The organism is Streptomyces sp. NPDC001858 (assembly GCF_053594615.1).
Window position 1 is genome coordinate 44,576 of the sequence record NZ_JBSFEV010000037.1, and the last position, 14,419, is coordinate 58,994.

11 protein-coding genes are annotated in these 14,419 nt (G+C 71.2%); 5 read left to right on the forward strand and 6 right to left on the reverse strand.

Annotated elements, in window-relative coordinates; all coding sequences use genetic code 11:
• Positions 1-4 precede the first annotated feature (4 nt).
• The 4 genes from ACWCPF_RS36115 to ACWCPF_RS36130 are packed head-to-tail and all read left to right on the forward strand — an operon-like array spanning position 5 to position 4,307.
• Positions 5-1,264 (forward strand): STM4014 family protein, encoded by a 1,260-nt coding sequence (locus ACWCPF_RS36115; protein WP_451049342.1) that lies wholly within the window; start codon positions 5-7, stop codon positions 1,262-1,264.
• A gap of 7 nt (positions 1,265-1,271) precedes the next feature.
• The gene (locus ACWCPF_RS36120) at positions 1,272-2,096 is read left to right on the forward strand and encodes an STM4013/SEN3800 family hydrolase (RefSeq protein WP_451049382.1); all 825 of its coding nucleotides are present in this window, start codon (positions 1,272-1,274) and stop codon (positions 2,094-2,096) included.
• Positions 2,093-3,433, forward strand: a complete 1,341-nt coding sequence (locus tag ACWCPF_RS36125; RefSeq protein WP_451049343.1) for an STM4012 family radical SAM protein — start codon at positions 2,093-2,095, stop codon at positions 3,431-3,433. The genes ACWCPF_RS36120 and ACWCPF_RS36125 overlap by 4 nt, the downstream gene beginning before the upstream one ends.
• 10 nt (positions 3,434-3,443) lie before the next feature.
• Positions 3,444-4,307 (forward strand): STM4011 family radical SAM protein, encoded by an 864-nt coding sequence (locus ACWCPF_RS36130; protein WP_451049344.1) that lies wholly within the window; start codon positions 3,444-3,446, stop codon positions 4,305-4,307.
• 56 nt (positions 4,308-4,363) lie between these two features.
• Here the strand turns inward: ACWCPF_RS36130 and ACWCPF_RS36135 are convergent, their stop codons facing one another.
• The 5 genes from ACWCPF_RS36135 to ACWCPF_RS36155 all read right to left on the reverse strand — a co-directional run bounded on the left by ACWCPF_RS36135 (position 4,364) and on the right by ACWCPF_RS36155 (position 11,932).
• Entirely contained in the window at positions 4,364-6,391 is a 2,028-nt protein-coding gene (locus ACWCPF_RS36135) for a glycoside hydrolase (protein ID WP_451049345.1), read from the reverse strand.
• A 112-nt stretch (positions 6,392-6,503) separates the two neighbouring features.
• Complete coding sequence (locus ACWCPF_RS36140; protein ID WP_451049346.1) at positions 6,504-8,552, reverse strand: beta-galactosidase; 2,049 nt, start codon at positions 8,550-8,552, stop codon at positions 6,504-6,506.
• Positions 8,553-8,654: 102 nt separating this feature from the next.
• A complete protein-coding gene (locus tag ACWCPF_RS36145) occupies positions 8,655-9,992 on the reverse strand; it encodes an ABC transporter substrate-binding protein (protein WP_451049347.1) in 1,338 nt (445 codons plus the stop codon).
• An 84-nt stretch (positions 9,993-10,076) separates the two neighbouring features.
• A complete protein-coding gene (locus ACWCPF_RS36150) occupies positions 10,077-11,000 on the reverse strand; it encodes a carbohydrate ABC transporter permease (RefSeq protein ID WP_451049348.1) in 924 nt (307 codons plus the stop codon).
• 5 nt (positions 11,001-11,005) lie between these two features.
• On the reverse strand, positions 11,006-11,932 hold the full coding sequence (locus ACWCPF_RS36155; RefSeq protein ID WP_451049349.1) for a carbohydrate ABC transporter permease: 927 nt from the start codon (positions 11,930-11,932) through the stop codon (positions 11,006-11,008).
• Positions 11,933-12,169: 237 nt separating this feature from the next.
• Here ACWCPF_RS36155 and ACWCPF_RS36160 point away from each other — a divergent pair, with 237 nt between their 5' ends.
• The gene (locus ACWCPF_RS36160; RefSeq protein WP_451049350.1) at positions 12,170-13,219 is read left to right on the forward strand and encodes a LacI family DNA-binding transcriptional regulator; all 1,050 of its coding nucleotides are present in this window, start codon (positions 12,170-12,172) and stop codon (positions 13,217-13,219) included.
• Between the two features lie 419 nt (positions 13,220-13,638).
• Here the strand turns inward: ACWCPF_RS36160 and ACWCPF_RS36165 are convergent, their stop codons facing one another.
• Positions 13,639-14,292, reverse strand: a complete 654-nt coding sequence (locus ACWCPF_RS36165) for a lysophospholipid acyltransferase family protein (RefSeq protein WP_451049351.1) — start codon at positions 14,290-14,292, stop codon at positions 13,639-13,641.
• Between the last annotated feature and the right edge of the window lie 127 nt (positions 14,293-14,419).

Consider the following 14,419-nt stretch of genomic DNA (forward strand, 5'->3'; position numbering starts at 1 on the left):
ACCCATGGGCACTGTGTCGCCGCCGGTGAATGCGCCGGGGCCCCGGTTCGCGGTCGTAGGCAACCCCGAGAACCGTCGGGTCGCCCTGTTCGAGGACGCGGTGCGCGCGGCCGGTCTGCCCGCCCCGCGGGTCGTCGCCTGGACGGACGTACTGCGCGCGGGCGGAGCCGAGTTCGCCGCCGACGACATCGTCCGGATCGACTCGCCCGGCGAGAACACCGAAGTCGACCGGCTGCTGCGCGGCGCCCAGGACCCCACCCTGGTCGCGGGCTCGGCCCGCTGGTACGCCCGCTTCACCGCCGCGGTGCGCACGCTGCGCGGCGGCGTCCGCCTCGACGACCCCGACGAACTCGCCGTGCTGTTCGACAAACGGCTCTGCCACGGCGTCCTCGACGCCGCGGGCGTCCCGGTCCCGGCCTCACCCACCTCGGGTCCCACGGCCACGCCGGTGCGCGGCTGGGACGACGTACGGGCGGCGATGCGCGAGCACCGGATGCCCCGGCTGTTCGTGAAGCCTCCGCACGGGTCGTCGGCGTCGGGCGTCCTGGCCGTCGAGTCGGGCGGCGGCGGCCGCGTCAGAGCCACCACCTCCGTGGAACTCGCCGCCGACGGCCGCCTCTACAACTCCCTCAAGGTCCGCCGCTATGAGCGCGAGGCCGACATCGCCGCGATCGTCGACGCGCTCGCCCCGGACGGACTGCACCTCGAACGCTGGCTGCCGAAGGCCTCCCAGGAGGGCCGGGCCGCCGATCTGCGGGTCGTCGTCGTGGCCGGCCGGGCCACCCATGCGGTCGTCCGCACCAGCCGCTCACCCATGACCAACCTCCACCTCGGCGGCCGTCGGGGCGATCTCGACGAGGTCCGGCGGTCCTTCGAGGCGGCCGGCGCGCGCTGGGCCGACGTGCTCGGCGTGTGCGAGCGGGCCGCCGCCTGTTTCCCGCGCACCCTGTGCGTCGGCGTCGACCTGCTGCCGGCCGTCGGCTGGCGCGGCGCCGCGATCGGCGAGGTCAACGCCTTCGGCGACCTGCTGCCCCGGCTCACCGGGCTGCCCGGCAGTGGCGCGGAGGGCCTCGACACGTACGCCGCCCAGGTGGCCGCCGTCCTACGCGACTCCGCCCGGCACGAAAGCCGGCCCAGAACAGGAACACCCCTTGTCGCAACACCCCTTGCCGGAACACCCCTTGCTCGAACAGCCCACGCCGGAACAGCCCACGCCGGAACAGCCCACGCCGGGACAACCCACGCCGGGACAACCCATGCCTGAGCCGGACATGAACGAGGTGGTGGGCAGCCACGACCTGCTCCTCGTCACCCTCGACACGCTCCGGTACGACGTCGCCGTCGAGCTGGCGGCGGCCGGCCGCATCCCGAACCTGGCCCGTCACCTCCCCGGCGGCCGCTGGGAGGAGCGGCACGCCCCGGGCAGCTTCACCTACGCCTCGCACCAGGCGATCTTCGCCGGTTTCCTGCCGACCCCGGCCGCCCCCGGACCGCACCCCCGGCTGTTCGCGGCGAGCTTCGCGGGCAGCGAGACGACCGCCGGGGGAACGTACGTCTACGACACCCCCGACCTCGTCTCCGGCCTGGCCGCGGACGGCTACCACACCGTCTGCATCGGAGGCGTGGGCTTCTTCAACCGGCAGGGCCCGCTGGGGTCGGTGCTGCCCGGCCTGTTCCACGAGTCCCACTGGACACCGGAGTTCGGCGTCACCTCACCCGCCTCCTTCGAGAACCAGGTCGCCCAAGCCGAACAGGTCGTCGCTCAACTCCCCGCAGAACAAAGGCTGTTTCTCTTCGTCAACGTCTCCGCGCTGCACCAGCCGAACTGGTTCCATCTGCCCGGCGCGACCCGCGAGGCCGGAGACACCCGCGCCACCCACGCCGCCGCCCTGGAGTACGTGGACCGGCACATCGGGCGGCTCTTCGCCGCCGCGAGCAGCAGACGCCGCTGCTTCGCGATCGTCTGCTCCGACCACGGCACCGCCTACGGCGACGACGGCTACACCGGCCACCGCCTCGGCCACGCGTCCGTGTGGACCGTGCCGTACGCCCACTTCTTCCTCGACCCCGCCGACCCCGCCGAGGCCGCCGTATGACCACCGCCCAACTCACCAGCCCCTACCAGCACTACGTCTACGCCTACCCGCACAAGACGGCGTACCGCGCACTCGAGGAGCGGCCCCTGCTGCGGGACCTGTGGGCGGCCGAGCCCAAGGACGCGCTCTCCCTCTACCTGCACATACCGTTCTGCGAGGTCCGCTGCGGCTTCTGCAACCTCTTCACCCGCATCAGCGCCCCCGACGGCCTGACCGGCGCCTACCTCGACGCCCTGGAACGCCAGGCCACCGCCGTACGCGCGGCGCTGGGCGACGCCGGCGACGTCCGGTTCGCCACGGCGGCCTTCGGCGGCGGCACCCCCACCTTCCTCACCGCCGGCGAGCTGGAGCGCCTGTGCGACATCGCCGAGCACCGCATGGGCGCCGACCTGCGCGCGGTCCCCCTGTCCGTCGAGGCCTCGCCCGCCACGGCCACCGCCGACCGCCTCGCCGTACTGGCCGACCGGGGCGCCACCCGACTGAGCCTGGGCGTGCAGAGCTTCGTCGACTCCGAGGCCCGCGCCGCCGTCCGCCCGCAGCGCCGCGCCGAGGTCGAAGCGGCCCTCACCCGTATCCGCGACGCCGGCATCCCGGTCCTCAACATCGACCTCATCTACGGCATCGACGGCCAGACCGAGCACACCTGGCTCCACTCCCTCGACGCGGCCCTCGCCTGGCGCCCCGAGGAGCTCTACCTCTACCCCCTCTACGTCCGCCCCCTCACCGGCCTGGACAGACGGCGGACCGGCCCCGACCCGGACTGGGACGAACAGCGGCTGCGCCTCTACCGCGCGGGCCGCGACCACCTCCTCGGCCACGGCTACACCCAGCAGTCCATGCGCATGTTCCGCCGCACGGACGCCCCGCCGCAGGGCGCCGACGACTACGCCTGCCAGACCGACGGCATGATCGGCCTCGGCTGCGGCGCCCGCTCCTACACGGCCGGCCTGCACTATTCCTTCGACTACGCCGTCGACATGCACCAGATCCGGGGCATCATCGACGACTACGTCTCCACCGCCGCCGCCGACTTCGCCCATGCGCACGTCGGCTATGCCATGGACGCCCACGAGGCCCGCCGACGGCACCTCCTGCAGTCGCTGCTCCAGGCCGAGGGCCTGCGCCTCGACGACTACCGTGCCCGCTTCGCCGGCCGCGCGCCCGCCGACGACTTCGGCCCCGAACTCGAACGCATCGCCGACCGCGGCTGGCTGACCGACGCCGACCCGACGACCCTGCGGCTCACCCCCGAGGGCCTCGCCCACTCCGACGCCATCGGCCCCGAGCTGTTCTCCGCGGCCGTCCGCAGCGCCATGGCCGCCTACGAGCGGAAGTGAGCCGGCCGTCATGGACCTGACCCTCCTCTACCGCGGCCCCCTCGCCTCCTGCGACTACGACTGCCCCTACTGCCCGTTCGCCAAGCGACGCGACTCCACCGCCCAACTGCGCGCCGACCGCGCCGCCCTGGAGCGCTTCGCGCACTGGGCCGCCGACCGCACCGACGACCGGCTCTCCCTCCTCTTCACCCCCTGGGGCGAGGGCCTGGTCCGCTCCTGGTACCGGCGCACCCTCGCCGAGCTCTCCCACCTCCCGCACATCCGCCGGGTCGCGATCCAGACCAACCTGAGCTGCCGCACCGACTGGCTGGCCGAGGCCGACCCCGACACGCTCGCCCTGTGGTGCACCTACCACCCGGGCCAGACGCCCTACGACCGCTTCCTCGCCAAATGCCGTGACCTGACGGACCGGGGCATCCGCTTCAGCGTCGGGATCGTCGGCCTCGCCGAGCACCTCGAAGCGGCCCGCCGGCTGCGCGCCGACCTGCCCGCGCACGTCTATCTGTGGATCAACGCCGCCGAAGGGCACACCTACACCGACGCGGAGGCCGACCTCTGGACCGCCCTCGACCCGCTCTTCCCGTACAGCCGTCGTCCGCACCCCAGCGCCGGACTGCCCTGCCGCACCGGCGAGTCCGTGATCTCCGTCGACGGCGAGGGGACCGTCCGCCGCTGTCACTTCGTCCGCGCCGAGCTGGGCAACCTCTACGACGGCTCCTACCTTGCGGCCCTGCGCCCCCGCCCCTGCCCGCTCGCCGTCTGCGACTGCCACATCGGCTATGTCCACCTGGAGACGCTGCCGCTGTACGACGTCTTCGCGGGCGGGGTCCTGGAACGGATCCCGGGCCCCGCACAGCTGCCGGCCGGACGCTGACGCGAAGGGCCCGCCGCGCGAGGGATCGCACGGCGGGCCACTGTGGCGTCAGGGGGTCACGGAGTCACGTCCGTGACCCTCCACCGCTGGTTGGAACCGGAGTTGGCCTGCCAGGTCGTGACGGCGGCGCCCTCGTTGGTGGCCTGGCCGCCGACCTCCAGGAGGCGTCCCGTGGCCCAGTTGACCAGGGTCCACGTGCCGTCACCGGTGGTCGACATGACCCACTCGGTGGCCGGGTCGCGCTCGCCCGTGTCGGGCTCCACCACGGGGACGTTGTTGCGGACGGCCAGTCGCTTGCCCTCGGCCGGGTTGGCGAACACATACCGCTGGCGGGCGCCCTTGTCGCCGTGCCGGGCGTCCAGCTGCCACTGCTGCGCGACCGTGCCGTTGGCCGACCCGATCACCAGGTTCGTCCCGCCCGCCGAGACGGTGACCGCCTTGCCGCTCTGCACACCGGTCAGCGTGTACGAGTGGCCCTTGGTGAACAGTCCGGCGTTCTTCGCGACGCCCGAGACGCCCTTGATCGCGAAGGAGGTCACGGACTGGGCCGGGACGGTGTAGGTCGCTCTGCCGTCGACGACCTTGACCGGGGCCTGCTGCTGGAGCTTGCCGTCGGCGCTGGTCACGGTCGGCGTGACGGTCGCGTTGCCCTTGATGTTCCGGAACTTCGACAGATCGAGGGTGACCGTGCGGGCCGCGGTGGTGCTGTTGACGTGGACGAGCGAGGCGCCCTTGCCGTCCTTCGTCACGGCGGCGGCGCTGGAGGTGTCGTCCACCTTGATCAGCTTGTCGCCGGGCTTGATGAAGTGCGTGAAGTTGCGGGCCGTGTCGAACTTGGTGTTCGTGTAGATCGGGCAGGACGCCAGCGTGTCCGTCGACTTGCAGCCGAACGACAGCTGGATGGAGCCCCAGTTGCCGCCCTTGGCGGACTCGCCGCCCGGCTTCATGTTGTCGTAGTCCTCGACCGGCTGCCAGAACACCCAGGCGCTGGGCTCCAGTTCGCGCAGATCGTTGACGATCTGCTGGGCGAGCCCGAGGCCCGGGCGCATGTCCGTGAAGCTCTGCCCGTCGCCCCAGTCGCCCTCGACCTCGCTCATCCACAGCGGCTTGTCGGCGGCCTTGGCGAGGTCGCGTGCCGTGGTGCGCTGCCCGGTGCCGTAGGTGTGGACGTTCAGCTGGTCGACGAGGTCCTTGGACTCCTGCGAGTACGAGTTCCAGTTGTTCGCGAAGATCGACGGGTTGGTCTCGTCCATCGCCGATATCTCGGCCTTGACCTTGGCCTTCTTCAGCGCGGGCGCCAGTGCGGCGAGCACCTTCTGCTGGAGCGCGGGCCCGATGTGGGCGCCCTCCTGCCGGCCGCCGACGGGCTGCCCGTTCGCGTCGAGCCGAGTGCTCCAGTAGCCGGTGTTGGGCTCGTTGAACGGGTCGACGGTGTCGACCTCGATGCCCTCGGACTTCTCCAGCCGCTTCGTCGCACCCGCCACATAGGCGGCGAAGTCGTCGACCGAGTCGGCCTTCAGCTGGTCGGTGTTGGCGTTGAAGCCGCCGGACACGTACCCGCTCTCCGTCATGAACCACGGCGGGGAGTTGCTGAACGTCTCCCAGTGGGTGATGTCCTTCTTGATGCGGTCCACCCACCACCGCTGGGTGGCGTCGGCGTCCTTGTTCCAGTCCGCCGGGTCGTCCGCGCTCCACCAGTCGGTGTCCTCGCGGGTGGTGCCCGCGGGCGCCTTCCACCAGCCCTCGACCGCGCCGCCGGCCCGCAGGTAGTCCGTCACGTCCGGCGCGTTGCCGCCGCCGATGTTGTACCGGGCGATGTTCAGCGCGAGACCGTCGTCGCCGAACAGCAGCTTCGCGAGCTTCTCGCGGATCGCCGGCGGGTAGTCGCCGGTGGCGTTGGCGAACCAGACCAGGCTGGTGCCCCAGCCCTCGAACTTCTCCTGCTGGTACGACGGGTCCGGCGTCACGGTGACGGCGGCCTCGGCGTGCGCCTGCACGGGGACGGCGAGCAGGGCGGCCCCGGTGGCCAGTGCGGTGAGTGCGGCGGCCCCGAGGGTCCGTCTGTTGCGGGTACGGCGTGCCATCTGTGCTCCCAACTGCGATGCGGTCGCTGCGGTGGGCCCCTCCTGCCGGGCGGGCAGGAGGGGATGGCCCTCGGCACGGGTGCGTGCCGCGCCGAGGAGTCGTGAGGGGACTTCAGCCGCCGGGCTGCCGCACCACGGCGACTTCCCGCGGCCCGAGGACGAGGACGCCGTCCACGGGTTCGGCGCCGATCAGCGCCGCTCCGTCCAGACCCGGGAGCCGCACGGTGTCGTCGGTCCGGTTGACCAGGAACAGGAACCGTTCCCCGGCGCCGCGCCGGACGGTCAGCTCGACCGACCCCCGTGCCTGCGCCGGGAGTTCGCTGTGCACGCCGGCCGGCTCCAGCAGCCGCGGCAGCAGCGAGCGCAGCCCGTCGACGCCGAGCCGGGTGGAGACGTACGAGGCCGAGCCGGCGCCGGTCGGGCGGCGGGTCACGGCGGGCCGTCCGGCGTGGTCCCCGGTGCGGTAGTGCGCCAGGACCTCGGTGTCGTCGTCGGTGACGGTGATCCGGTCCGTCCACAGGCTGCCCGTGCCGGAGTCGTCCAGCTCCACGCTCTGCCCGGCGAGCAGCGGGCCGAACTCCTCGATGCGGATGCCGAGCAGCTCGCGCAGGGCGCCCGGGTAGCCGCCGAGCCAGACGTGGTCGTTCTCGTCCACGATCCCGGAGAAGTACGTGGTGATCAGGTGGCCGCCCTGCTCGGCGTAGCGCGTGAGCTCCTTCGCCAGCTCGGCGGGGACGACGTGCAGCACGGGCGCGATCAGCACCTGGTGGCGGGAGAGCTCGGCGCGGGTGGTGACGAGGTCGGCGCGCACGCCGAGGGCGAGCAGCGCTGAGTACCAGTCGAGCGCCTCCTGCCGGTAGTCCAGCAGCGAGGTGGGGTGGGAGTCCTGCTCGCTGGCCCACCACGACTCCCAGTCGTAGAGGATGCCGACGGCCGCCGACTCCCGCTCCGAACCCGCCACCGGGGCCAGGGCCTTGAGCTTGGCGCCGAGGTCGGCCACCGCGCGGAACAGGTCGCTGTCCTCGCCGGCGTGCGGGACCATCGCCGAGTGGTACTTCTCGGCGCCGGCCGCCGACTGCCGCCACTGGAAGTAGCACACCGCGTCCGCGCCGTGCGCCACGTGCAGCAGCGCGTCCCGGGCCAGGTCGCCGGGCCGCTTGGCGACGTTGACGGGCTGCCAGTTGACGGCGCTGGTGGAGTGCTCCATCAGGAACCAGGGCCGCCCGGCGGCGATGCCGCTGGTCAGGTTGGCGGAGAACGACAGCTCGTCGCGGTCCTGCGGGCCGGGGTGGACGTAGTGGTCGTTGGAGACGAAGTCGATCTCGCTCGCCCAGTCCGGGTAGTTCATGCCCTTGGTGTTGCCCATCACCATGAAGTTGGTGGTGACCGGCACGCCGGGCGTGATCTCCTTCAGGATCTCCCGCTCGGCGACGAGGTGGTCCTTCAGCGCGTCCGACGAGAACCGCTTGAAGTCCAGCTGCTGGGTCGGGTTGGGGTGCGAGGCGGCCAGCCGCGGCGGCAGGATCTGCTCCCAGTCGCTGTAGCGCTGCGACCAGAACGCCGTGCCCCAGGCGTGGTTGAGCGCGTCGAGCGTGCCGTAGCGGGCGCGCAGCCACAGGCGGAAGGCGCGGGCCGCGTCGTCGGAGTAGTCGTAGACGTTGTGGCAGCCCAGCTCGTTGGAGACATGCCAGGCGACCAGGGCCGGGTGGTCCTTGTAGCGGTCCGCGATCTCTCGGACCAGGCGCAGGGCGTGCTCGCGGAAGACGGGCGAGGTGGGCCGCCAGTGCTGGCGCGCGCCCGGCCACAGCGTCTCGCCGTTCGCCGTCACCGGCAGGATCTCCGGATGGGCCGTGGTCAGCCACGGCGGCGGGGAGGCGGTGGCGGTGGCCAGGTCGACGCCGATCCCGCCGGCGTGCAGCAGGTCCATGACCTCGTCGAGCCAGCCGAAGTCCCAGGTGTCCGGGCCCGGCTGGATCCGGGCCCAGGAGAAGATCCCCACGGAGACGACGGTGACGCCGGCCTCCTGCATCAGCCGGACGTCCTCCTCCCACACGTCCCGGGGCCACTGCTCGGGGTTGTAGTCGGCGCCGTAGGCCAGACGCGGCGCGGCGGGGTCACCGTCCGCCCCGCGCAGCATGCGGGACTGGAGGGTGGAGATCATGGCGGTCCTTCCGAAGGTGGTGCACGGGGGCGGCGCGGCCAAGGTGCCGCGCCGCCCGGCGCTTACTGCTTCTGTACTGCTACTTCTGTCCCTGCTGTCCTGCTACTTCTCGATGGTGAAGCCCTGCTCCTCGCCGTACTTGACCGAGGCGTCCTGCCAGGTCTTCAGAGCGTCGGCCAGCTTGGTGCCGGAGACGTAGGCCTTGCCGACCGTGTCGTTGAAGATCGAGTTGGCGTACGGCTGGAACGGGAGGTACGACCAGTCGCTCGCCACGTTGGCCGCGGACTCGGCGAAGATCTTGTTCGCTTCCTGACCGTCGAAGTAGTCGAACTTCTTGCTCTGGAACGCGGGGGAATCCAGCTCCGCCTTGGTGGCGGGGAAGGCGCCCTCGCCGACGCGGGTGGCGACGCCGTCACCGGCGTTGGCGTACTCGGTGAAGGCGTAGGCGAGTTCCTTGTTCTTGGCCAGCGCCGGGACGGCCAGCGAGCTGCCGCCGTTCTCCGCGCTCGCCTTGTCGCCCGCGGTCCAGGCCGGCATCGCCGCCGCGCGCCACTGGCCCTTGGCGTTCGGGACGCCGGTGACGAAGTTGGCGGGCATCCAGGCGCCGGTGGCCAGGGTGGCGATGGAGCCGTCGCCCAGACCCTTGTACCAGTCGTCGGTCCAGCCGGTGACCGGGGCGAGCAGCTTCTCGTCGATCAGCGTCTGCCAGACCGTCTCGAACTTTTTGGCGCCGGCGTCGTCGAAGTTGATGGCGACCTTGGTGCCGTCGACCTTGTAGGGGCGCGAACCGGCCTGCCACAGCAGGGAGGTGGTGAAGCCCGCGTCACCGGTGTCGTTGGCGATGTAGGCCTTGGGGTCGGCCTTGTGGAGCTTGCGGGCCGCGTCCAGGTACTCGTCCCAGGTGGTCGGGACGGCGATCTTGTGCTTGTCGAAGACCGTCTTGTTGTAGAACAGCGCCATCGGGCCCGAGTCCATCGGCAGGCCGTAGACCTTGTCGCCGTCGCTGACCGCGTTCCACGGGCCGGGCGTGTACTTCGAGGCGAGCTTGTCGGCGCCGTAGGGGGCCAGGTCGGTCAGGCCCTTGGTCAGGGAGTACTGGCCGAGCGCGAAGTACTCGACCTGGGCGACGTCCGGGACGCCCTTGCCGGCCGAGATCGCGTTGGACAGCGCGGTGTAGTGCTTGTCGCCGGAGCGCTCGCCGACCAGGTTGACCTTGACCTTCGGGTACTTCTTCTGGAAGTCGGCGGCCACGGTCTTCAGGGTGGGCTCCCAGGCCCAGACCGTGATGTCGCCGCCCTTGTCCAGGGCGGCCTGGATGTCGCCGGCGGAGACGGCCTTCGTGTCGGAGTCGTCGTCCGAGCCGCCGCAGGCGGTGGCGCCCAGGGCAAGGGTGGAGACGAGGGCGATGCCGCGCAGGATGCGGCTCGTTGTTCTGCGCATGGGGCTGCTTCCACTTCTTCGTGGGCGGGACAGGTTGGGGTGGTGCTGGTGTTGCTCACATGTGGGGCTGGGGAGCGCGGCCCGTCACTCCTTGACACTTCCGGCGGCGAGGCCGGACTGCCAGTACTTCTGGAGGAACAGGAAGGCGGCGATCAGGGGAAGGATCGTGAGCAGGGATCCCGTGATCACGAGGTTGAAGATCACGTCGCCGCCGATGGTCTGGGCCTGGGAGCTCCAGGCCCCCAGACCCAGCGTCAGCGGGTACCAGTCGGGGTCCTTCAGCATGATCAGCGGGAGGAAGTAGTTGTTCCAGGTGGCGACCGTGGTGAACAGCAGCACGGTCACGATCCCGGGGGCCAGCAGCGGCAGCACGACCCGGAAGAAGATCCGCGCCTCGCCCGCCCCGTCCATCCGGGCCGCCTCCAGCAGCTCGGTCGGGATCGCCTCCGCGGCGAACACCCACATCAGATAGAGGCCGAACGGCGACACCAGCGAGGGGATGATCACTGCCCAGGGGGTGTCGGTGAGTCCCATCTTGCTGAACATCAGGAACGTCGGCACCGCCAGCGCCGTGGCCGGCACGGCCACCGCGCCGATCACCACGGCGAAGATCGCGCGCTTGCCGGGGAACTGGAACTTCGCCAGCGCGTACCCGCCCAGCACGGCCAGCAGCGTCGCGCCGCCCGCGCCGAGCACCACGTACAGCAGGGTGTTCAGCAGCCAGCGGCCGAAGATGCCGTCGTGGTAGGTGAAGGTGTCCCGGATGTTGTCCCACAGGGCGAAGTCGTCGGCGAACCACAGGCCGTTGGAGTCGGCCAGGCCCGCCTGGGTCTTCGTGGCGTTGATGACCAGCCAGATCAGCGGGACCACGGTGTAGAGGACCATCAGGGCCATCAGCCCCGTCAGCAGCACATTGCGCTTCGGCTTGCCGGGGTTGTGCGCCTTACGGGGGGTCCGCAGCTTGGGGGCGGTGTTCTTCGCGGGGGAGGAGGTGACAGAGGTGCTCATCGGGGTCACGCTCCCTTGCGCATGCCGCGCAGCTGGACGACGTAGGCGACGATCATCGTGATGACGCCCATGATGATGGCCACCGTCGCGGAGTAGTTGTGCTGCTGGCCGTTGAAGGACAGCGAGTACGTGTAGAAGTTCGGCGTGTAGTCCGTGGTGATGGCGTTCGGCGCCAGTGGACGCAGGATGCTCGGCTCGTTGAAGAGCTGGAAGCTGCCGATGATCGAGAAGATCGTCGCGATGACGATCGCGCCCCGGATCGCGGGCAGTTTGATCGAGCTGATGATCCGCCACTGACCGGCGCCGTCGATCTCCGCCGCCTCGTACAGCGAGGTCGGGATGACCCGCAGCGCCGAGTAGAAGATCAGCATGTTGTACCCGACGAACTCCCAGGTCACGATGTTGCCGATGGAGGCGAGGATCCAGCCGGGGGAGAACAGGTCGGGCAGGGTGACACCGAATGCGGAGTTGATGTCGCCCACCAGGCCGTACTTGGTGCCGTACATGAAGCCCCACATCAGGGTGGCGACCACGGCGGGCACGGCGTACGGCAGGAAGATCGTGATCCGGAAGAAGCTCTTGCCGTAGAGCCGGCCGCTGTCCAGCGCCAGCGCCACCAGCAGGGCGATGCCCAGCATGATCGGCACCTGGATCACCAGGAAGAGCGCCACCCGGCCGACGGCCGCCCAGAACGCGTCGTCCTGGAAGGCCCGTGTGTAGTTGTCCAGGCCGACGAACTGATTGCCGCCGATCAACTGGTCCCGGAACAGGCTCAGGTAGATCGAGTACGCGATCGGAGCCAGGAACACCAGGGCGAACACGGCCACGAAGGGGCCGATGAAGCCCCACCCCGTCCAGGATCGGCGGTCCCGTTTCGCCGGCGGGGGTGCCGGCCGCGGCTCGGCGGCCGCCGGCGGTTGCAGCGTCGTCATGTCGTTCCTCGCTCGTCCAGTCCTGGAACCGGTAGGTGTTGCACGGAGAATTCCGGAAGCCCCACCGGCACCATGATGTTTACGTAAACATCAGCCACGCAAGAGGCTCGATGAACTGTTATGTTTACGTAAACATCTGATGGCGGCATGTCTACACTGCCCCGATAACGATGGTCAAGGGCATCTGAAGAGTCCATGACACCCGAGCCGACAGAGAGGTGGGCCCACCGAGTGGACATGGCTGAAAGAACACCGGCGAGGGCGTCGGGACGCCATCGGGCCACGGCCTCCATGGCGGACGTCGCACGGCTTGCCGGGGTGTCCTCGCAGACCGTCTCCCGCGTCTCCAACGGTTACGCGGGGGTGAACGAGGAGACCCGGCGGCAGGTGCTCGAGGCCATGAAGGAACTCGGCTACCGGCCCAACAGCGCCGCCCGCGCCCTCAAGCGCGGGGAGTTCCGCACCATCGGCGTGATCACCTTCACGCTGTCCACCACCGGCAACGTACGCACCCTGGAGGCCATCGCCACCTCGGCGGCCGCCGAAGGGTACGCGGTGACGCTGCTCCCGGTGGCCGTCCCCACCACCGACGAGGTGCGCGGCGCGTTCTCCCGGCTGGAGGAACTCGCCGTCGACGCGGTCATCGTCATCATGGAGGTGCATCTGCTGGACGCGGCGACCGTCAAACTCCCGCCGCACGTCCAGGTGGTGGTGGTCGACTCCGACGCCGGCGACCACTACACCGTCGTCGACACCGACCAGGCCGGCGGCACCCGCACCGCCGTCCAGCATCTTCTCGACCTCGGCCACGAGGCCGTCTGGCACCTGGGCGGCCCCGCGGACTCGTTCGCCGCACAGCGCCGCGCGGACGCCTGGCGTGCCGCCCTCGCCGAGGCGGGCCGCACCCCGCCGCCGCTCGTCCGGGGCGACTGGTCGGCGGAGTCCGGCTACCGGGCGGGCCTCGAACTCGCGGCCCGCCAGGAGTGCACGGCGATCTTCGCGGCCAACGACCAGATGGCCCTGGGCTTGCTGCGCGCCCTGCACGAACGGGGCCGCCGGGTGCCGGAGGACGTCAGCGTCATCGGCTTCGACGACATCCCCGAGGCGGGTTCCTTCCTGCCCCCGCTCACCACCCTGCACCAGGACTTCGCCGAGGTCGGCCGCCTCTGCGTCCAGGCCGTGCTCCGCAAGATGCGCCCGGACGGCTCGGAACGGGGAACGACGCTGGTGCCCACCCGGCTGGTACTCCGCGACAGCACGGCGCCGCCGAGCCCCCGACGGCCGTAGCGGCAGCCGGGGCTGGGCAAGCCGGCAGCGCCCCGAAGGGGGCGCGGGGAACTGCGCGACCGGCCACGACGGCGCGGCGGCGGAACGACAGCGCCGTGTTCGGCGTGCCGAGCGGGTCGGGGAGGTCGGTTGCGGTGAGGTAGCGCCCTGAAGGGGCGCGGGGAACTGCGCGACCGGCCACGATGGCGCGGCAGCAAAACGACAGCGCCGCGTTCGGTGTGCCGAGCGGGTTGGGGGAAGTCGGCTGCGGTTGGGCAGCGCCCTGAAGGGGCGCGGTGATCTGCGCGACCGGCCACGACGGCGCCGCGGCGGAACGACGGCACGTCGCGGCACTTCCAGCGGAGCGCTCCGTCGGGCTGCCGTCGTGCTGTTGTTCGGCCTTGCGGGCGGCCGGGGCCGCAACTGTGTGCCGGTCGCTCTTACTTCGGGTGTTCTCCGACGGCGCGGGCTGCCGTGCGCCAGGCGGTGGTGACCGCGCGCTGGGCGGCTGTCGTGCCGCTCTCCGTCTCCTTGGGCAGGCGCAGCGGCGCGCCGAGGTGGACGTGGCAGTGCGGGCGGCGGATCGGGGCCGTCAGAGTGCCCGCCAGTTGCTTCGCCGTGGAGCCCGAGGCGATGCGGCGGGCGCCCGCGTGCCCCACCGGTACGACCAGCGCACCCGTCGACTGCGCCAGTCGGGCGAGGCCGGTGCGGAACGCCTCGGGCGGCGTCGCCCCGGCGTCCCGGCGGCGCGGCAGCCCGCCCTCGCCGTAGAGCAGGACGTGCCGCCCGCCGGCCAGCGCCTCGGCGGCGGCGTCGAGCGCCAGCGCCGCGTGCGCCGTCCGGCGGCGGACCGGGATGTGGCCCTCGCGGGTCAGCGCCCTGCCGAGCAGCGGTATCCGCCACAGCCCAGCCGTCGCCATGACCACCGGCTCCAGCTCGTACCGCCGCAGCGCGGCCATGACGACGGCGGGGTCGGCCATGGAGTCGTGGTTGGCCACGAAGATGGTCCCCGCGGGCAGCCGCAGCTTGATCTCACTGGTCACGGTGAGCCGCCCGAAGAACGGCGTCAGGGCGATGACGGCACGGCTGAACACGAGGGGGCCTCCCCGCTGAAAGGTGATCGGAGCCTCAAGTCTCGCGGCGCGGCGACGCCCGCGCCTGAGTACGGCTACTCAGATCCCGCTTCCGGGCCGACGCACCGCACGGAAACCGGACCCGTGG